Consider the following 17,125-nt stretch of genomic DNA (forward strand, 5'->3'; position numbering starts at 1 on the left):
GTGGACGCGACGAGTGCCCCACTCAAACCACTGCTGGCGGTGCTGGTCGGCTGCGCCGCGGTGATCGCGCTGTTCGCGGCCGGGATCGCCGCCGAGCAGTACGGCCGGGAGGAGACCACCGCCGCCGCCGTCACCACGCCCGCGACGACGACCCCGGCGGCGACGAGGACCAGCAGACCGCCGGCCGGGGTCGGCGACCCGGTCCGCGACGGCAAGTTCGAGTTCGTCGTCTCCCGGGTCGACTGCTCCCGGACCAGCGTCGGCATCGAGCATCTCGAACGCACCGCCGACGGCCGGTACTGCGTCGTCACCCTCTCCGTCCGCAACATCGCCGACGAGCCGAAATACCTGATCGGCGCGGCGCAGAAGGCGTTCGACACGAGCGGCGCGTCGTACGGCAACGACGAGCTCACCGCCGTCTACCTGAACCGGGACACCCGCACGCTGTTCGAGAAACTCGACCCGGGCGAGAAGGTGACCGGCGTGCTCGTCTTCGACATCCCGCAGAAGGCGCGGCTGGAGACCCTGGAACTGCACGACTTCATGCTCTCCGGCGGCGTGACCGTCAGCATCGGCTAGCGGCAACCCGGGCCCGCCCGCAGAACCGCGGCGGCGCCAGGACCGTCTTCAGCCGGTACTCCACCTCGCCGGCCGACGGACGCCACGACGGCTCCTTCACCAGCAGGTCGAGCAGCAGCGACGACAGCGGACCCGCCTGGACCGGCGGATCCGGCGGCGCGGACACCACCGCCCACAGTGAGGCCGCGGTGTCGTCCCGGGCGAACGGCGGCCGCCCCTCGGCCGCGGCGTACAGGGTGGCGCCGAGCGACCACAGATCGGCGGGCACGCCCGAATCCCGGCCGGCCAGGCGTTCCGGCGCGATGTAGTGCGGCGACCCCAGCCGCGGATCCGGCCCGCCCTCGCACCGGATCGACGCCAGCCCGAAGTCGCCGAGCACCACCCGGCCGTCCCGGGCCAGCAGCACGTTGTCCGGTTTGACGTCGCGGTGCAGCACCCCGGCCTGGTGGGCGGCCCGCAGCGCGCCGACGACGCTCAGGCCGATCCGGGCGACCTCCTCGACCGGCAGTGGCAACGCCTGCTGCAGCGAGACGCCGTCGACGAACTCCATGACGATCCAGGAGTCGAAGACGTCGTACACCTTGACCACACCCGGATGCCGGAGCCGGGCCGCGGCCCGCGCCTCCCGCAGCATCGTGCCGCCGGTGACCTCCTTGACCGCCACCGTGCGACCCAGCAACTCGTCGCGGGCCCGCCAGACCCGGCCCATCCCACCGGCGCCGATCAGCTCTTCCCGCCGGTACCTGCCGCCCACCACGTCCATGCCGGTGATTCGGAGCCGCCGGGCGGGCGGATGGGTCAGAGTTCCACGAGCGCGTCCAGCGGCGCCGTCGGCTTCGCGGAACCGGGCGACGGCTCCACCGTCACACCGACCGCCGACGCGTCCGACATGCCCTGGACGACCTGCACCGCTGCCGATTGGCCGTCGGCCAGCGCGCCCTCGCTCGACGGCGACCCGCCCCGGATCGTCCACAGCTGGTAGACGCTGCCTGCCGCAGGGGCATCCGACGCCGCCAGCATGATCACGCCGGCGTTGCGCAGCGCCGAACTCGCCACCGTCACCCGGCCGCCGCTGTTCAGCGGCTCCTCCCGCACCACCAGGTCGGGGGCGGCGAGCACCGCCCGGATCCGGGACTCCCGGTCCTGCGCCCGGTCCGCCACGGCCTCTGCCCGGCGTACTCGCTGATCCTGCACCACATAGGTGACCGCGGCCGCTCCTGCCGCCGCGACCAGGACGACGGCCGCTGCCATCAACCGCAGGCGGCGCGGCGGCCGGGCCGGACGGGTCGCGACCGGGATCTGGCGGGTGTCCGCCACGGCGGCCAGCACGTTCTCCCGCAACCGCGGCGGCGGGACCGACCACGCGCCGTCGGCGAGCCGGGCAGCGGTCTCCCGCAGATCGTCGGCTTCCAGGCGGCAGGGTTCACACTCGCGCAGGTGCCGTTCAAAAGCCGCGCGGTCGATGTCGTCCAGCGCGTCGAGCGCATAGGGCCCGACCAGGGAATGAATGTCGGCGCTCATGCGGCCACACCCGGGGTCAGGCAGTCACGCAGCCGGATCAGGCCGTCGCGCATCCTCGTCTTGACCGTGGCGAGCGGGACATCGAGCAGTTCGGAGACCTGCGGGTAGGAATGCCCCTGGTAGTACGCCAGGGTCACGGCCTGCCGCTGCAACGCGGTGAGGTGGTCGAGACAGTGCCTGACCTGCTGTCGCTCCAGCCGCACGGCCACTTCGTCGGCGACGGCGTCGTAGGGGGTGTCGACGGAGGCGGCGCCGGCTCTGACGGTTCGGTCGCTCGCTGCCTGCTCCGCTCGTACCCGATCGACAGCCCGGCGATGGGCGATCGTGAACACCCAGGCGGTCGGCGATCCCCGATCGGGATCGAACCGGGCAGCCGTCCGCCACACTTCGACCAGCACCTCCTGCGCCACCTCCTCGGCCTGCGCCGGATCGCGCAGCACCCGCCGGATCAGCCCGTAGACCCGCGGCGCCACCAGGTCGTAGAGCCGCCCGAACGCCGCCTCGTCACCGCGCGCCACCGCCCGGAGCAGCGATCCCGCGTCGGGCTCGGCGTCAGCGGGCACCGGGCGGAGATGATCCCGCCGGCCGTGTTCTGCCATGGCACTCCTTCCTCCCCGCTTGTTCGGAGCCACCCCGGTCACGGATTGCTCACTGATGCAATCCGTCCAGCATCAGTGCAATGGTGAAGGTGAAACGGTCGTCGGTGCTACCGGTCGTCAGCTCGGCCGCATAACGCCTGGTCTGCGGGAACGTGTCGGGCAGGGCGGCGAAGCGGCGCAGCATCTCGTCGCGGCCGACCACCCAGTCGCCGTCGCCGCGGTGGAGGCGGCGCCGGGCGAGGGAGACCTCCAGGCTGTGCGCGTTGACGTACAGGACGAGCGCGTCGATCGCCCAGGCGGCGGTCTGCGGCGGGATGCCCCCGGCCAGCAGGATCGCCAGCATGCCCTCGCTGACCCGGAGGGTGTCCAGGTTCGCCGGCGCCGACGCGAAGGCGGCCTGCGAGATCCCGGGATAGCGGAGGTACTGGTCGCGCAGCTGCGCGCAGACACCGGTGATCTGTGCCCGCCACGACGTGGGATCCGGCTCCGGCAGGTCGATCTCGGCGCAGAGCCGGCCGATGAGCAGCTCGTCGAGATCCTCCTTGTTCACGACGTGGGCGTAGAGCGACGACGGCCCGGTCTCCAGCGCCGTGGCCAGCCGCCGCATGGTGAGGGCCTCGTAGCCTTCGCGCTCCACGATCCCGAACGCCGTGCTGACGATGACGTCGACGGTGATCGGCGCCTTGCGTCCGCGCCGGGCCGGTGGTGCGCCCTCGACCAGGCCGTGCCGGGCGGCCCGCCGTTCCTGCGGTGTCGGTGACATGGCAGACACTGTACTTGATACGAACACTGTTCGAGTGTAGAACGGTGTTCGTGAAACTCGCTCTGATCGGCCTCTCCGCCGTCTTCCTCGTCGAGATGCTCGACAACTCGATCCTCACCGTCGCGCTGCCCACCATCGGCCGCGACCTGCACGCCTCCACCGTCGACCTGCAGTGGGTGACCGGCGCCTACGCCGTCGTCTTCGGCGGGCTGATGCTCGCGTTCGGTGCGATCGCCGACCGGTTCGGCCGCCGCCGCACCATGCTGACCGGCCTGGTCCTGCTCGGCCTCGCCAGCCTGGCCACCGCGTTCGTCACCACGGCCGAGCAGCTCATCGCCGTCCGCGCGCTCACCGGTGTCGCCGCGGCGATGACCACCCCGGGGTCGATGGCCCTGGCGTTCCGGCTCTCCGACGACGACCGGCAACGGGTGCGCGCCACCACCGTGATCTCCACCGTCGGCCTGATCGGCCTCGCGATCGGCCCGACCGCCGGCGGGCTGATGCTCGCCGTCGCCCCCTGGCAGGTGCTGCTGCTGGTGAACGTGCCGATCGCCGCCCTCGCCTTCCTCGGCATCCGCGCCGGGATCGCGAAGGACGACCCGGCCGGCCTGCACCGTGACCCCGTCGACGTGATCGGCGCGCTGCTCGGCACCGCAGCGATCGTGCTGGCGTTGCTCGCGCCGACCGAGTTCGTCAACGGCGGATTCCCGTGGACGACGACCGCTGCCGCGCTGATCGCCGGGACCCTCTTCGTCGTCCGGCAGCGCACCGCCCGGCACCCGATGCTCGACCTGAAGCTGGTCGCCCGGCCGCTCGTCTCCGCCGGCCTCGCCTACAAGGCCGCCGCCGGGCTGGCCGTCGCCGGGCTGGGCTACCTGGTCACCCTGCAACTCCAGCTCGACTGGGGCTGGACGCCCACCCAGGCCGCGCTCGGCATGCTGCCGCAGGTCGCCGTGCTGATCGCCGGAGGCGCGCTGGTGAACCCGTTCGTGCAGCGGGCCGGGCTGAACCGGGCCGCCTGGCTGAGCGCCTGCTCGCTGGTGGCCGGGCTCGCCGTCTACGCGCTGCTCGGGCGCTCCGGGTACGGCTGGATCGCCCTCGCCCTCGTGCTGGTCGCGGCCGGGCTGCGGGTGCTCGGCGTCGTCGCGGCGGTGAACGTGATGCGCGGCCTGCCGGCGAACCGCACCTCGATCGGGGCGGCGCTCACCGACACCGCCACGCAGGTGACGTCCGGTGCCGGTCTGGCCGTGACCGGCACCATCCTCGCCGCGGTGTTCACCGGCAGCATCGCCACGGCGGACTGGAGCGGCCCGCAGACGGCACAGTTCGAACAGGCCGTCACGATCGCGGCGGCCACCCTCACGGTCCTGGCCGCGGCGCTGGCGGGCTGGGCGTTCGGCAAATTCCGGGCGTCGGTGGCCTGAGACGTGTCAGGATGCCCGGCATGCCGGTACGCGCCTTGAGCTTCGGAGCAGTGGCGGAAGCCTACGAACGGTTCCGCCCGGGCTACCCCGACGAACTGTTCGACCTGGTCGCGGGCTACGCCAGCCACCCGATCCGGACCGCCCTCGAGATCGGCGCCGGAACCGGCAAGGCGACCCGCCTCTTCGCCGGCCACGGCATCGCCGTCACCGCCACCGAGCCGGACGAAGGCATGCTGGCCGAGCTGCGTAAACACGTGCCGCCGCAGGTCACGCCGGTGCGGAGCAGCTTCGAGGAACTCTCCGTGGAGGGCGCCCACGACCTGGTCTACGCCGCGGCGGCCCTGCATTGGACGGCACCGGACGGCCGCTGGCCCCGGATCGCCGGGCTGCTGAACCCGGGCGGCGTGTTCGCGTGCTTCGGCGGTCCCGTCGAGCTCAGCGACCCCGATGTCGAGGAGGACGTCCGCACGGCTCAGGCGCCGTACCTCGAAGGAAGTGACATCCCCTCGCCGGACGGCACCCCGCCGGAAGCCGCGATGCAGTGGCCGGGCACCGAACTGCGGGAGTCGCCACTCTTCGCCGACGTGCAGCAGCACGTCCTCGCGCGGACCCTCACGATGACCGCCCGCGACTACGTGAGCCACCTGTCGACGATCTCCGCCTACATCCAGCTGCCGGCCGGGCAGCAGGACGAGGTCTACCGGCGGATCGAGCTGGCGTTGCCACCCGTCGTCGAGCTGACCGCGGACATCTGGGTGCACCTGGCGCGTCGCCGCTGACGCTTACAGTGGGGCGATGTGGCGTGCCGCCTCGATCGCCGGGCTGATCGCCCTCAACGTCGCCACGGCGCTGACCACCGCCGATGACGCGACGAGACCCCTGCTGCCGTGGGGACTGATCCTGATCGCCGGATCAGCGGTGGTTCTCCATTGGCGGGAGCGATTCCCGTACGCCGTCCTGCTCCTGACCTCGGCGGTCACGCTGCTCTACTACCCGCTCGGATTCCCGGACGCGCCGATCGTCCTGACGCTGATCATCGCGCTCTACACGGTGGCGCGGGATCGCGGCCCCCGACCGGCGATCAGCGCGGCCGTGCTGCTGCTCGCCGCGTTCGTGCTGATCGGGCGCCGGTGGGAGGCGTTCCTCGGCACCGCGCCGATCCTGCTGCTGCCGGTGATCCTGGGTGAGCTGGCCCGCAGCCGTGCCCGCCGGACCGCGGAGGCACTCGACCGCGCGCGGCTCGCCGAGGCCTCGCGGGAGAGTGAGGCGCAGCGCCGGGCCGCCGAGGAACGGCTGCGAATCGCTCGCGACCTGCACGATGTCCTCGGTCACCAGTTGTCGCTGATCAGCGTGCAGGCCGGCGCCGCGCTGCACACCCGCGAGCCGGCCGAGGCGTTCGCGGCGCTGCGGGAGATCCGCACGGCGAGCACCGAGGCCCTGCGAGAGATGCGCTCGGTGCTGCGGGCCACCGATCAGCCGGGGCTGGCGGCTCTACCGGAGCTCTTCGACCGCATGACCACGGCCGGCCTGCCGGTCCGCGCCACCGTCGACCCGGCGCCGGCGCCCGCGGTGATCGAGCAGGCCGCGTACCGGATCGTGCAGGAAGCCCTGACCAACGCCATGCGTCACGCGGTGTCCGCCTCACGCGTCGACGTCGACATCCATCAGGACGGGGATCAGCTGGTGCTGACCATCGCGAACGACGGCGACCAGGTCGTCGTCGGCCCGGGCGGCTCGGGCCTGCCGGGCATGGCGGCCCGAGCGGCAGCAGCAGGCGGCGACTGCGAGGCCGGGCCGCTGCCCGGCGGCGGTTTCCGGGTGCGGGCTTCCCTCCCTCTCCGCGAGGGCGGCACGCGATGATCTCCCTTGCGCTGGCCGACGATCAGACATTGGTACGCGCGGGCTTCCGCACGATCCTCGCCCGCGAAGAGGACATGACCGTCACCGGCGAGGCCGCGAACGGCGACGAGGCGGTGCGGCTGGCCCGCGAGAAGCGGCCCGACGTGCTGCTCATGGACATCCGCATGCCCGGCAAGGACGGTCTCGCCGCCACCCGCGAGATCTGCGGCGACCCGGATCTCGCGGACGTCCGGGTCGTCATCCTCACCACGTTCGAGTCGGACGAGTACATCTACGGCGCGATCCGGGCCGGCGCCAGCGGTTTCCTGCTCAAGGATCTGGAGCCGGAGGAGCTGATCCATGCCGTACGGGTGGTGGCCCGCGGCGACGCCCTGCTCGCCCCGGCGGTGACCCGGCGGCTGATCGCCGAGATGTCGGCCCGGCCGGCACCGCCGCCTCCGCCGCGGCTCGACGGCCTGACCGCCCGCGAACTGGAGATCCTCGACCTGGTCGCGGCCGGCCTGTCCAACGAGGAGATCGCCGCGAGACTGCGGATCAGCCACGCCACGGTCAAGACCCATGTGTCCCGGGTGCTCACCAAGCTCGCGGTGCGTGATCGCGCTCAGCTCGTGGTCTGGGCGTACGAATCAGGTCGTGCTCGTCCGGGCTGGCATACATCTCCCGATGTATGACCGGATCCGGGTGATAACCGATTCAGACGGCGATGAAGAGCTGTCACGATTGATTTCGTGAAACGACGAAGTGTCCTTTCCCTGGCATTGTTCTCCGGTTTTCTGGCGGCCTGCGGCGACGGCGTACCGAAATCGACCTTCGGCAATAAGCTTCGCATTCCACCGCTTGCCGGATACACCGTCGACCCGGACGGCGCGAAACGTTTCGAGCTCTCCCTCGACGCCGGCGGCCGGACCGAGTTCGTGCCCGGCCGGTTCAGCGAGACGTGGGGCGTCAACGGCTCCTACCTGGGGCCGGCCGTCCGCGCCGACCGTGGGGACCGGGTGCGGATGGTCGTGACGAATCGGCTGCCGGAGACCAGCACGCTGCATTGGCACGGCATGCGGCTCCCGGCGAGGATGGACGGCGGCCCTCACCAGATGATCGATCCGGGCGCCACCTGGACCGCGGAATGGACCATTGATCAGCCCGCGATGACCGGGTGGTTCCATCCGCATCTGCACGAGGAGACCGCGATGCACGTTCATCGCGGCCTGGCCGGCCTTTTCCTGATCGGCCGGGATTCCTGGAGATACGGCGTCGACGACATTCCGCTCATCATTCAGGACAAGGTGTTCGACGACGGGGAGATGTCCACCAGTGGCGTGGACAGCGGCACGTTCGGGCTGCTCGGCGAGACGATCCTGGTCAACGGCGTCCGCGATCCGTACTTCGAGGTCACCACGACGCTGGTGCGGTTCCGCCTGCTCAACGCGTCGAACGCCCGCGTCTATCGGGTGGGATTCGCCGACGGCCGCGCGTTCGACGTGATCGCCGGCGACGCGGGACTGCTGGAACGCCCGGCCCGGGTGGACCGTGTCAAGATCAGCCCAGGCGAGCGGGTGGAGATCGTCGTCCGCTTCACGCCCGGCGAGTCCGTCGTGATGGACAGCAGGGGCGAGACCGCCCGGTCGGCCAACGACATCGAGGAGGACGACTTCGACCTGATCAAGTTCGTGGCAGCGGCCCGCCTCGGCGAGTCGGACGACCTGCCCGCCTCACTCGGCGGCGTCCCGGCAGTCCCACCGCCGGCGGGCGCGCGGGTCCGCCGGTTCTCGCTGTCCGGCTCCGAGATCAACGACAGGGACATGGACATGACCCGGATCGACGAGGTGGTGCCGGCCGGGGCGCACGAGATCTGGGAGATCGACAACACGACGTACGCCCACAACTTCCACATCCACGAGGTGTCGTTCCGCATCCTCGACATCGACGGGGCGCCGCCGCCCGCCTACCAGGCCGGCCCCAAGGACACGGTCTTCCTGCCGAAGCAGGCGAAGGCGCGGCTGTCCGTCCAGTTCGGCGCCCATGCCGACCCGGAGTCGCCGTACATGTACCACTGCCACATCCTGCGCCACGAGGACAAAGGCATGATGGGCCAGTTCGTCATCGCCTCACCGGGAACCGAGGACCTGGTTCCGCGCCGGATACCGCCCGGCCACCGCCACGGATGAGGTCCGGTCCGCCCGCCAGTCGAGCATTCCGGGATCATGTCGGTGGGCGGCGGACCGATGAGTTCGCGCGACGCCCGCGGTCTACCCCTCGAAACCAGCTGACGCGAAGGGAACCACCATCATGGCGAAGGTCATCTCCACCCTGTTCATCTCGGCCGACGGCGTGGCCGAAATCGATCCGGCCTGGCACTTTCCGTACTTCGACGAGAACATGGGCCGCGCGGTCACCGAGGACTACGAGACCGCCGACACGCTGCTGCTCGGACGCGAGACCTACGACAGCTTCGCCGGCGCCTGGCCCGACCGTGAGGCCGCCGGCGGTGAGGACGCCCCGTTCGCGAAGCAGATCGGCGACCTCCGCAAGGTCGTCGCCTCCCGCCAGAACCTGGAGTTCACCTGGCGGAACTCCGAGCTGATCAGCGGTGACCTGACCGACGCCGTCCGCGGCCTCAAGGCCGACCCGGAGACCAAGGGCGTCCTCATCCCCGGATCGATCTCGGTCGTGCAGCAGCTCCTCGCCGCCGGCCTCGTCGACGAACTCCGCCTGCTGATCCACCCGGTCGCCGCCCGCAAGGGCCGCCGCCTCTTCGACGACGGCGACACCGCGTACCACCTGAAGGTCGTCTCCACCGAGGCGTTCCCGACCGGCGTCATCCGGGTCGTCTACGCCCCCGCCGAGGCGCCCGCGCCCGCCGGCTACGAGGACACCGAGGGCCAGGTCTAAGAGAAGCGGCGCGAGCGAGGATTTCGGCTACGGGCGACCGCCGGCGCCGCCTCCGGTCACCCTGGTCGAGCAGTGCCCGGGCGAGCGCACGGGCACACTCCTCCTCACCGTCCTCAGCGAGCCGCCGGGCCACTGCCTCGTGACCGCTGGCGATCAGGGCTCGGCGAGGGAGGCGGGGATCACGGTGCTTGCGGCGTACCGGAAGAGGAGACCGCAATCCCGGCAAGGATCAGATCGATGCCGGCGAGGAACTGTTCCCGATCGTCGTGCGAGCGCAATTCCCCGGCGACGCTGCGCAGGAAGGGGGTGTCGACGCTGAACGATGTGAGGACGTCGTCGCGATCGGTTCCCTCGGCGACCGACTGGGCGAGAGCGGCGTTCTGCGCGGCGACGCCGAGAATGTAGTTGAGCAGTGCGGAAGCGCTGTTGAACTGGGCCGCCGCCGGTACGCCGAGCTCCTGGATCTGCCGCCCGATCCGTTCGAAGACGTGCAGGGTCGTGGGCTGCGCGGCGAGGCGGGACATCTGCTCGCCGACCCACGGATGCGCGTCGACGGCATCGAAGACGCTGATCGCCAGCCCGCGGATGCGCTCGGCCGGAGTCCCGCCGACATCGGTCAAGGCGGAGTGGATGACGGCGTCGGTGGCGGCCGCGAGCAGCTCGCCTTTGTTCGCCACATGCCAGTAGATCGCCCCGGCCCCGGTCTTCAGCGCCGCGCTCAGTGTGCGGAACGTCAGGCCGCTCTCGCCGGACGCGTCGAGGATCTCGACGGCCGCCTCGACGATGCGCTCCCGCGACAGGGCTGTGGTGCGCGTCCCATGTGCCATGCCCCCATCTTGACATGCCTGGAACGGCGTTCCAAACTCGTCTCTGGAACAACATTCCAGAGATGTGAGGGGGTTTATCATGAGCGCCGCGGTTCTGGACGCACGTCCGACTTCCCTGCGGGCCGTGTGGCCCGCCATCCTCGGGCTGTCCGTCGTCTTCCTGGTGGAGATGCTGGACAACTCGATCCTCAGCGTCGCGCTGCCGACCATCGCTCGCGAGCTGCGGGCCGGCGCCACCGACCTGCAATGGATCACGTCGGGGTACTCACTGCTCTTCGGCGGCCTGATGATCGCGTTCGGGGCGATCGCCGACCGATTCGGCACACGCCGCATGATGCTGATCGGCCTCAGCCTGTTCGCCCTGGCGAGCCTCGCCGTGCTGCTCGTGAGCACACCGACCGAGCTGGTGGCGGTCCGCGCCGCGATCGGCGTGACCGCCGCGATGACCGCTCCCGGCACGATGGCGCTCTGCTTCCGCCTGTTCGACCAGGAGAACCTGCTGATGCGGGCCACCTCGCTGATCGCCACGGTCGGGCTGGTCGGCATGGCGATCGGCCCGACGGTCGGCGGCCTGATCCTGCAGGTCCTGCCGTGGCAGACGTTGCTGGTCATGAACGTCCCGATCGCCGTCCTGGCGTTCGTCTGCATCAGCCGCGGCATCCCGCGCGACGACCCCGCGAAGCGCAACACGACGCCGCTCGACCTGCCCGGCGCCCTGCTCGGCACGGCCACGCTGATCCTAGTGCTGTGGACCGCGACCCAGGTCGTCGAAGAGGGCTGGCGGGCCGCGATCCCCTCCATGATCGGCACGGTTCTGAGTGCGGCGGCCTTCGTGGTCCACGAGCGTCGTACCGCACACCCGATCTTCGACGTCGAACTGATCAAGCGTCCGGCCGTCTCGGCGAGCCTCGCCTACGAGGCCGCGATGGGCCTCGGCATGGCGGCGATCGCCTACAGCGTCTCGCTCCAGCTGCAGCTCGTCTGGGGCTGGTCGCCCGCACAGGCCGCGCTCGGCAACCTCCCGCAGGTCGTCGTGCTGATCGCGGTGGGCCCGTTCGTCGAGAAGTTCGCCGACCGGCTGGGCACCCGGCGGGCCGGCGCGATCGGCGCATCGGCAGTGGTCGCAGGCCTGTTGATCTACGGTCTGCTGGGCCGCTACGACTACGTCTTCATCGCCGTGGCACTCGCCCTGACCGCCGCCGGCATGCGGGTGGTCGCCACGATCGCCGGTGTCACCGTGATGCGTGGCCTGCCCGAAGACCTGACGTCGACCGGCGCGGCCCTCAGCGACACCAGCCAGGAAGTGGCGGGCAGCATCGGCATGGCGGTCACCGGCACCATCGTCGCGGCGGCGGTCGCCGGCTCGCTCACCACGATCGGCTCCAGCGCCGCGGCGGCGCACACGTTCGAGAACGCGGTCACCACGGCGACCCTCACGCTCACTGCGATCTGCGCCGGCTTGGTCATCTGGGCGGCGAAATATTCGGTACGGAATTGACGGCCGCCCCCGACCGCGATCCCGCAGTCCCCGGACCACCGCGCGAGCACGCGCGGTGGTCCGGGCCGTCCGGCGACGATCGCGGCCGGTGCATGGTCACCGCCCTAGCGGCCGGCTGGCGGACGCGCTCACCCCTGACAGGCCGCTGCCTATCGCGTCGACTTCTTCGTGGTCGCCTTGGCGACCGGTCTCGCCGTGGTGACCGGTCTCGCCGTGGTCGCCTTGGTGACCGGTCTCGCCGTGGTCGCCTTCGTGGTCGTCGTCTTGACGACCGGATCGGCGGTGGCGGGCTTCGCCGTGGTCGGCTTGGTGCCGGGCTTGGTCGTCGCTTTTCTCGTCACCGACGTCGCCGTCGTCGGCGCCTTCACCGCCGGCACTCTCACCTGCTGCACATCGGTGGTCTGCCGAACGGCCGGCTTCCCACCCTCGTCGTCATCGAGGAAGATGCCGGCCGTCACCAGGGACCCGATGAGCACCGGCAGGGCGACCCCGCCGAAGATCAGAGCCTTTCGCCGCTGCCGGGCCTCTTCGGCCTTGCGCCGCTCCTCCTCGGCCCGGCGGCGGGCTTCCTCCTGCCGGCGCTTGTCGAGGATGCCCTGCCAGGGCGGCGTAATCCGGAACATCGTGGCCCTTCCCGAAGCCGCTGATCAGATGCGACGCAGTCTGCCGCACGTGATCAACTCATGATCGGGTGGCCACTGTCGCCTCGGCCGCTGCCAGCAGCCTTCTCCACGCCGCGAAGGGGAAGCTCCCTCCGGGCCGCCGCAGACTGTAGAGGGCCCGCTCCGGCTTCTGTGCGTCATCCTGATCGACGGTCCAGTTCCCGGCCTCGTCCTGCCGCCAGGTGGTGGCCTGGTCCCGGAAATCGGCCCGGTCCAGCCAGTCCCGGGTGGTCGGCCACGGAACGTCGTAGGCCGCATCCATCAGCGGCGTGATCGCATCCAGATCGTCGTCGGGCCCGAGGGCCACGAACCGGCTCGCCAGCGCCAGGACCGGCCCGGGATGCCGGAGACCGGGATCGATGACCGCGGCGGCCCGCCCGATCAGGTCCAGTTCGGCCCAGCGGAGAGCGTGCGGATGCCAGTGAGCCTGATCGTCCCAGCCCAGTTCCAGGATCTCGTCATTGTCCGGAGTGCGTAGGCCCAGCTCGACCGAGGTCAGCTCCAGATCGATGTCGAGCACCAGCGCATGGCCGCCGCCGACGGCGAACTCGACGACCAGCTCCTCACCGTCCTCATCCTCGTCGTCGTCCTCATCCTCGTCGATCTCGGCTTCGAAGAAATAAGCGCGCCAGAACTCAGGATCGTCAAGGCGCTCGATAGGCATCGACATGTCGCGCAGCGTAGACGGTCGGCGCAGCGTAGACCGTCTACGCAGCGCCGTGTCCGATGGAAGCGTGAACGTGTCCGACTGACGGCAGCGGCACCCGGGCCGGCAGCGGGAGGATCGACGCATGCTCATCGCCATCGTTGATTTCCACACCACCGCCGCCGACCGTTCCCGCGCTCTCGCCCAGCTCGACAGCGAGTTCCCCGCGGTGCGGGGCATGCCGGGCAACATCGCATACCGTGTCTACGCCTCCCGGGAGGACAAGACCAAGGTGACGCTCGTTCACGAGTGGACGGACGCCGACTCCTTCAACCGATATCAGCGCTCCGACTCGTTCGCCAGATCCGGCACGATCCTGCGGCCGTTGATGACCGCGCCGCCGGTGAGCCGACGGTTCCGCGCGGAGCTGATGGAGACGGTCGCCTGACTCCCGGGAGCGGGCTCGTGGGCGTGGGCTCGTGGGAGTGGGCTTCTGGGAGCGAGCTCCTACGATCGGGGGCGTGCGAGGCTGTCGATGACTCCTAAGGCTTACAGCTTCGTGCGAACGTTCCCGGCGGAGCCCGTCCGCGAGCTGATGACCGACAGCCACTACCTGCTCTGCGCTTCGGCCGGCGTGCTGCGGCTCGAAGCCGAGGGGCAGTCGTGGGTGCTGCCCCCGGCCCGGGCGGCGCTGATCGCGGCGGGGCGGCCGATCCGGGTCAGCATCCCGCAGCCGGTGACGACGTCGTCGGTGCTGTTCGATCCGATGTTCGCGCCGGTGCCGCCTACGCCGCTGACGGTGTTCGACCTCAGTCCGCTCGCGCGGTCGCTGCTGGCCGAGTGCGGGGCGTGGGGTGACAGCTCGGATCCTTACGCCGCGGCGCTGTTCGACGCGCTCATCGCCGTGACGTGGCGGCTGGCCGAGCAGCCGAGCCCGGTCGTCGTGCCGGCCGGTTCCTCCCCGGAGCTGCGCCGGGCTCTCGAGCTGACCGAGCAGCGCCTCGGCGACGATCCCCGATTCGAGGAGATCGCCGCCGAGGTGGGGCTGGCGCCGCGTTCCCTGGCCCGTCGCTTCGAGGACGAGACCGGCATGACGTGGCGTGCGATCCTGCGCCGGATGCGTGTGCTGCGAGCGGTCGAGGAGCTGGCCGCCGGCGACGACCCGGTGACCAGGGTGGCTTTCACCGTCGGTTACTCCTCGCTGTCGGCCTTCAACGAGGCGTTCCGGCAGCTGACGGGCCGGACCCCGTCGGCGTACCGCGCCAGCTTCCGCCCCTGATCACGACCTGATCCACCCGGACCGGGCGGCTTTCAGCGGCGGGTCAGGAGGGGATGGAGGATTTCATGGACGTAGGTGTTCGGGTGCTGGCCGGTGAAGCGGTCGGATTGCGGGCCGTAGGCGGTGACCGGGACGTTCTGGCTGGTGTGGGCGTCAGTGGTCCAGTCCAGGAAGAAGGGGAAGGTGGTGCCCTTCACCGTGAACGGGCCGTCTTCGTTCACTGACTCGTCGTCGGTGTCGGCGTCCTCCACCGCCAGGCCGCCTGTCTCGTGGTCGCCGGTCACCACAACGAGGGTGTCGCCGCGGGTCGCTGCGAAGGATCGGGCCACTGCTACCGCCTTGTCCAGTTCGCCCATGGCCTGCAGGGTGCGGCGGCCGTTGTTGTTGTGGGCGAACTCGTCGACGGCTTCTTCCTCGACGAACAGGAAGAAGCCGTCCCGGTCGGCTTTCGAGAGGACGTCGAGGGCCTTCTTCGTCATCGTGGAGAGGCTGACGACCGGGGCGTAGACGTCGCCTTCGCCTTCGGCGCGCTGCTGGAACATCTCCTGGTTCGCGAAGAGGCCGAGGAGCTTGCCGTCGCGGGCGGCGGACAGCTGGGCGGGCGTCGAGACGTACTGGTAGCCGGCTGCCTTCGCCTTCTCGATCAGGTTGCCCTCGGTGCCGCGGCTGCCCTCGGCCGGGTCCTCGGCGGGCTGGTCCGGGTAGGCGCCGGGTGTGCCGGCCGGTAGCCACCAGTCCTCGCCCCCGCCGAGGATCACGTCCGGCTTCGAGACGTCGAGGAACTGGCGGGCGATGTCGTCCTGGGCTGCCCGGTCCACGGCGTTCGCGTAGAACGCGGCCGGGCTCGCGTCGGTGACCTGTGCCGTCGTGACCAGGCCGGTGGCCTTGCCCGCCTTCTTGGCCTCGGCGCCGAGTGTCGGCAGCGGATTCCCGTCGGTGTCGACGCTGATCGCGCCGTTGTAGGTGGCCACCCCGGTCGCCCAGGCGCTCGCCCCGGCAGCCGAGTCGGTGACCGCCGAGTCCGGGTCGTCGGGGCTGGTGGTCAGCTGACCGGAGACCGGGAACTTGTCCATGGTCAGCCGTCCCTGCAGGCCGGCGTAGTAGAGGCGGGCCGCCTCGCGATGGGCCGCGGCCATGCCGTCCCCGTTGATGAAGATGACGTTCCTGACCGACGGACGGCCCTTGCCGCTCTGATCGGCTCCGGCGTCGGTCACCGGGTTCATCAGGCTCAGCCCCGCCGCCGCCACCAGTCCCGCCACCACGGGCGCGGCCAGCCAACGCACGCTACGAACCAGCATCTCGAATCCTCCTCCAGCGTCATCGGTGAAAGATGGGCGTCGATGCCGACGAAACGCTTCGCGGTACATGAACGCAAGTTGAACGAGCCAACCTTAAACCTCGGCGATACGCACCGAGAGTGACGTTGCCGACTCGGAGTGTTGTTGTCTCATCACGGGTACGAGGCTGCCGATCACTACGCCGACGGACGAAGGAAAGACGGAGGCGCTGGTGTTCACACGGTGGGCGGCATTGGCCACGGCAGCGGCTCTGCTGACGGCTACGTCGGGATGCAGCGGCGGCGAGCAGGCCGCGGAGGCGGCAGGCCCGCAGCGCGGGACCGTCGGGCTCGCCATGCCGACCAAGGCCTCGGAGCGGTGGATCGGCGACGGGGAGAACATGGTCAAGCAGTTCGAGCTGCTCGGCTACCGCACCGACATGCAGTACGCGGACGACGACGTCGACGTGCAGGTCCAGCAGATCGACGACATGATCGACGCCAAGGTGTCGGCGCTGGTGATCGGGGCGATCGACGGCACCGCACTCAAGAGCGTGCTGTCGAAGGCGGCCCGCAACGACATCCCGGTGATCGCCTACGACCGGCTGATCCGGGACAGCGGGGACGTCGACTACTACGCCACCTTCGACAACTTCAAGGTCGGCGTCGAGCAGGGCACCGCGATCGTGGACGCGCTGAAGCTGAAGACCACGAAGAAGACGTTCAACCTGGAACTGTTCGCCGGTTCCCCGGACGACAACAACGCCACGTTCTTCTTCAACGGCGCCATGAGCGTGCTCCGGCCGTACATGAAGAAGGGGATCTTGAATGTCCGGAGCGGTGAGACGAAGTTCGCCGATGTAGCGACGATGCGGTGGGACGGCGCGGTCGCGCAGAAGCGGATGACGCGGCTACTCAAGGGCGGGTATGACGTCGACGCCGTCCTGTCGCCCTATGACGGGATCACGCGCGGCATCCTCACCGCCTTCCAGGAAGCGGACCGGAAACTGCCGGTGATCACCGGCCAGGACGCCGAACTGGACTCCGTCAAGCTGATCGCTTCCGGTCAGCAGACCGAGACCGTGTACAAGGACACCCGCGAGCTCGCCAAGGTCGCCGTGCAGATGACCGACGCGCTGCTCAGCGACGAGAAGCCCATGGTCAACGACACCGAGCAGTACGACAACGGCGTCAAGACCGTGCCGACGTTCCTGCTGCAGCCGGTCAACGTCGACGAGAGCAACTACCGCCGCGTGCTCATCGACGGCGGTTACTACACGGCCGCCCAGATCGGAGCATGAC

The 17,125-nt window shown here is 70.3% G+C and carries 19 protein-coding genes; 11 read left to right on the top strand and 8 right to left on the bottom strand.

Features of this window, described 5'->3' with window-relative positions:
- Entirely contained in the window at positions 1 to 579 is a 579-nt protein-coding gene (locus tag EP757_RS41925) for a DUF4352 domain-containing protein (protein ID WP_232050275.1), read from the top strand.
- On the opposite strand, the gene EP757_RS41930 is transcribed toward EP757_RS41925, so the two are convergent.
- Genes EP757_RS41930 through EP757_RS41945 form a run of 4 tightly spaced genes read right to left on the bottom strand, consistent with a single transcriptional unit; the run spans position 566 to position 3,462 of the window.
- Positions 566 to 1,342 carry a serine/threonine-protein kinase gene (locus tag EP757_RS41930; protein WP_127553882.1) on the bottom strand — a complete coding sequence of 259 codons (777 nt, stop codon included), beginning with the start codon at positions 1,340 to 1,342 and terminating at the stop codon, positions 566 to 568. The genes EP757_RS41925 and EP757_RS41930 overlap by 14 nt on opposite strands.
- A gap of 35 nt (positions 1,343 to 1,377) precedes the next feature.
- A complete protein-coding gene (locus EP757_RS41935; protein ID WP_127553883.1) occupies positions 1,378 to 2,100 on the bottom strand; it encodes an anti-sigma factor domain-containing protein in 723 nt (240 codons plus the stop codon).
- A complete protein-coding gene (gene sigK, locus EP757_RS41940; RefSeq protein ID WP_127553884.1) occupies positions 2,097 to 2,699 on the bottom strand; it encodes an ECF RNA polymerase sigma factor SigK in 603 nt (200 codons plus the stop codon). Before sigK ends, EP757_RS41935 begins: the two co-directional genes overlap by 4 nt.
- A 49-nt stretch (positions 2,700 to 2,748) precedes the next feature.
- Positions 2,749 to 3,462 carry a TetR/AcrR family transcriptional regulator gene (locus EP757_RS41945; RefSeq protein ID WP_127553885.1) on the bottom strand — a complete coding sequence of 238 codons (714 nt, stop codon included), beginning with the start codon at positions 3,460 to 3,462 and terminating at the stop codon, positions 2,749 to 2,751.
- Between the two features lie 50 nt (positions 3,463 to 3,512).
- On the opposite strand from EP757_RS41945, the gene EP757_RS41950 reads away from it, so the two are divergent.
- The 6 genes from EP757_RS41950 to EP757_RS41975 all read left to right on the top strand — a co-directional run bounded on the left by EP757_RS41950 (position 3,513) and on the right by EP757_RS41975 (position 9,635).
- A complete protein-coding gene (locus tag EP757_RS41950) occupies positions 3,513 to 4,886 on the top strand; it encodes an MFS transporter (protein WP_232050276.1) in 1,374 nt (457 codons plus the stop codon).
- A 20-nt stretch (positions 4,887 to 4,906) separates the two neighbouring features.
- A complete protein-coding gene (locus tag EP757_RS41955) occupies positions 4,907 to 5,665 on the top strand; it encodes a trans-aconitate 2-methyltransferase (RefSeq protein ID WP_127553886.1) in 759 nt (252 codons plus the stop codon).
- A gap of 16 nt (positions 5,666 to 5,681) precedes the next feature.
- Complete coding sequence (locus EP757_RS41960; RefSeq protein ID WP_127553887.1) at positions 5,682 to 6,746, top strand: sensor histidine kinase; 1,065 nt, start codon at positions 5,682 to 5,684, stop codon at positions 6,744 to 6,746.
- A complete protein-coding gene (locus EP757_RS41965) occupies positions 6,743 to 7,417 on the top strand; it encodes a response regulator transcription factor (RefSeq protein WP_127553888.1) in 675 nt (224 codons plus the stop codon). The genes EP757_RS41960 and EP757_RS41965 overlap by 4 nt, the downstream gene beginning before the upstream one ends.
- Positions 7,418 to 7,474: 57 nt before the next feature.
- Entirely contained in the window at positions 7,475 to 8,911 is a 1,437-nt protein-coding gene (locus EP757_RS41970; RefSeq protein ID WP_127553889.1) for a multicopper oxidase family protein, read from the top strand.
- A gap of 121 nt (positions 8,912 to 9,032) precedes the next feature.
- A complete protein-coding gene (locus tag EP757_RS41975; protein ID WP_127553890.1) occupies positions 9,033 to 9,635 on the top strand; it encodes a dihydrofolate reductase family protein in 603 nt (200 codons plus the stop codon).
- 179 nt (positions 9,636 to 9,814) lie between these two features.
- On the opposite strand, the gene EP757_RS41980 is transcribed toward EP757_RS41975, so the two are convergent.
- Positions 9,815 to 10,462 carry a TetR/AcrR family transcriptional regulator gene (locus EP757_RS41980; protein WP_127553891.1) on the bottom strand — a complete coding sequence of 216 codons (648 nt, stop codon included), beginning with the start codon at positions 10,460 to 10,462 and terminating at the stop codon, positions 9,815 to 9,817.
- 79 nt (positions 10,463 to 10,541) lie between these two features.
- On the opposite strand from EP757_RS41980, the gene EP757_RS41985 reads away from it, so the two are divergent.
- The gene (locus EP757_RS41985) at positions 10,542 to 11,960 is read left to right on the top strand and encodes an MFS transporter (protein WP_127553892.1); all 1,419 of its coding nucleotides are present in this window, start codon (positions 10,542 to 10,544) and stop codon (positions 11,958 to 11,960) included.
- Between the two features lie 149 nt (positions 11,961 to 12,109).
- Here EP757_RS41985 and EP757_RS41990 read toward each other — a convergent pair whose 3' ends face one another.
- Complete coding sequence (locus EP757_RS41990) at positions 12,110 to 12,583, bottom strand: hypothetical protein (RefSeq protein WP_127553893.1); 474 nt, start codon at positions 12,581 to 12,583, stop codon at positions 12,110 to 12,112.
- 58 nt (positions 12,584 to 12,641) lie between these two features.
- Positions 12,642 to 13,292 (bottom strand): hypothetical protein, encoded by a 651-nt coding sequence (locus EP757_RS41995; protein ID WP_127553894.1) that lies wholly within the window; start codon positions 13,290 to 13,292, stop codon positions 12,642 to 12,644.
- A gap of 121 nt (positions 13,293 to 13,413) precedes the next feature.
- Between EP757_RS41995 and EP757_RS42000 the strand changes: the two genes are divergently transcribed.
- Together EP757_RS42000 and EP757_RS42005 are read left to right on the top strand one after the other, a co-directional pair.
- Positions 13,414 to 13,716 (top strand): putative quinol monooxygenase, encoded by a 303-nt coding sequence (locus EP757_RS42000; RefSeq protein ID WP_127553895.1) that lies wholly within the window; start codon positions 13,414 to 13,416, stop codon positions 13,714 to 13,716.
- A 111-nt stretch (positions 13,717 to 13,827) separates the two neighbouring features.
- The gene (locus tag EP757_RS42005) at positions 13,828 to 14,547 is read left to right on the top strand and encodes an AraC family transcriptional regulator (RefSeq protein WP_232050277.1); all 720 of its coding nucleotides are present in this window, start codon (positions 13,828 to 13,830) and stop codon (positions 14,545 to 14,547) included.
- Between the two features lie 32 nt (positions 14,548 to 14,579).
- Here the strand turns inward: EP757_RS42005 and EP757_RS42010 are convergent, their stop codons facing one another.
- A complete protein-coding gene (locus EP757_RS42010; RefSeq protein WP_127553897.1) occupies positions 14,580 to 15,845 on the bottom strand; it encodes an alkaline phosphatase in 1,266 nt (421 codons plus the stop codon).
- A 211-nt stretch (positions 15,846 to 16,056) separates the two neighbouring features.
- Between EP757_RS42010 and chvE the strand changes: the two genes are divergently transcribed.
- The gene (gene chvE, locus EP757_RS42015; RefSeq protein ID WP_127553898.1) at positions 16,057 to 17,124 is read left to right on the top strand and encodes a multiple monosaccharide ABC transporter substrate-binding protein; all 1,068 of its coding nucleotides are present in this window, start codon (positions 16,057 to 16,059) and stop codon (positions 17,122 to 17,124) included.
- The last annotated feature ends 1 nt before the right edge of the window (position 17,125 follow it).

The sequence above is a fragment of the Actinoplanes sp. OR16 genome (assembly GCF_004001265.1).
Classification (GTDB): domain Bacteria; phylum Actinomycetota; class Actinomycetes; order Mycobacteriales; family Micromonosporaceae; genus Actinoplanes.

Bases quoted from the DNA above. Each gene is read 5' to 3' on its own strand.
- EP757_RS41930 (WP_127553882.1), bottom strand. From the start codon at position 1,342: ATGGACGTGGTGGGCGGCAGGTACCGGCGGGAAGAGCTGATCGGCGCC.
- EP757_RS41935 (WP_127553883.1), bottom strand. From the start codon at position 2,100: ATGAGCGCCGACATTCATTCCCTGGTCGGGCCCTATGCGCTCGACGCG.
- sigK (WP_127553884.1), bottom strand. From the start codon at position 2,699: ATGGCAGAACACGGCCGGCGGGATCATCTCCGCCCGGTGCCCGCTGAC.
- EP757_RS41945 (WP_127553885.1), bottom strand. From the start codon at position 3,462: ATGTCACCGACACCGCAGGAACGGCGGGCCGCCCGGCACGGCCTGGTC.
- EP757_RS41955 (WP_127553886.1), top strand. From the start codon at position 4,907: ATGCCGGTACGCGCCTTGAGCTTCGGAGCAGTGGCGGAAGCCTACGAA.
- EP757_RS41960 (WP_127553887.1), top strand. From the start codon at position 5,682: ATGTGGCGTGCCGCCTCGATCGCCGGGCTGATCGCCCTCAACGTCGCC.
- EP757_RS41965 (WP_127553888.1), top strand. From the start codon at position 6,743: ATGATCTCCCTTGCGCTGGCCGACGATCAGACATTGGTACGCGCGGGC.
- EP757_RS41975 (WP_127553890.1), top strand. From the start codon at position 9,033: ATGGCGAAGGTCATCTCCACCCTGTTCATCTCGGCCGACGGCGTGGCC.
- EP757_RS41980 (WP_127553891.1), bottom strand. From the start codon at position 10,462: ATGGCACATGGGACGCGCACCACAGCCCTGTCGCGGGAGCGCATCGTC.
- EP757_RS41985 (WP_127553892.1), top strand. From the start codon at position 10,542: ATGAGCGCCGCGGTTCTGGACGCACGTCCGACTTCCCTGCGGGCCGTG.
- EP757_RS41990 (WP_127553893.1), bottom strand. From the start codon at position 12,583: ATGTTCCGGATTACGCCGCCCTGGCAGGGCATCCTCGACAAGCGCCGG.
- EP757_RS41995 (WP_127553894.1), bottom strand. From the start codon at position 13,292: ATGTCGATGCCTATCGAGCGCCTTGACGATCCTGAGTTCTGGCGCGCT.
- EP757_RS42000 (WP_127553895.1), top strand. From the start codon at position 13,414: ATGCTCATCGCCATCGTTGATTTCCACACCACCGCCGCCGACCGTTCC.
- EP757_RS42010 (WP_127553897.1), bottom strand. From the start codon at position 15,845: ATGCTGGTTCGTAGCGTGCGTTGGCTGGCCGCGCCCGTGGTGGCGGGA.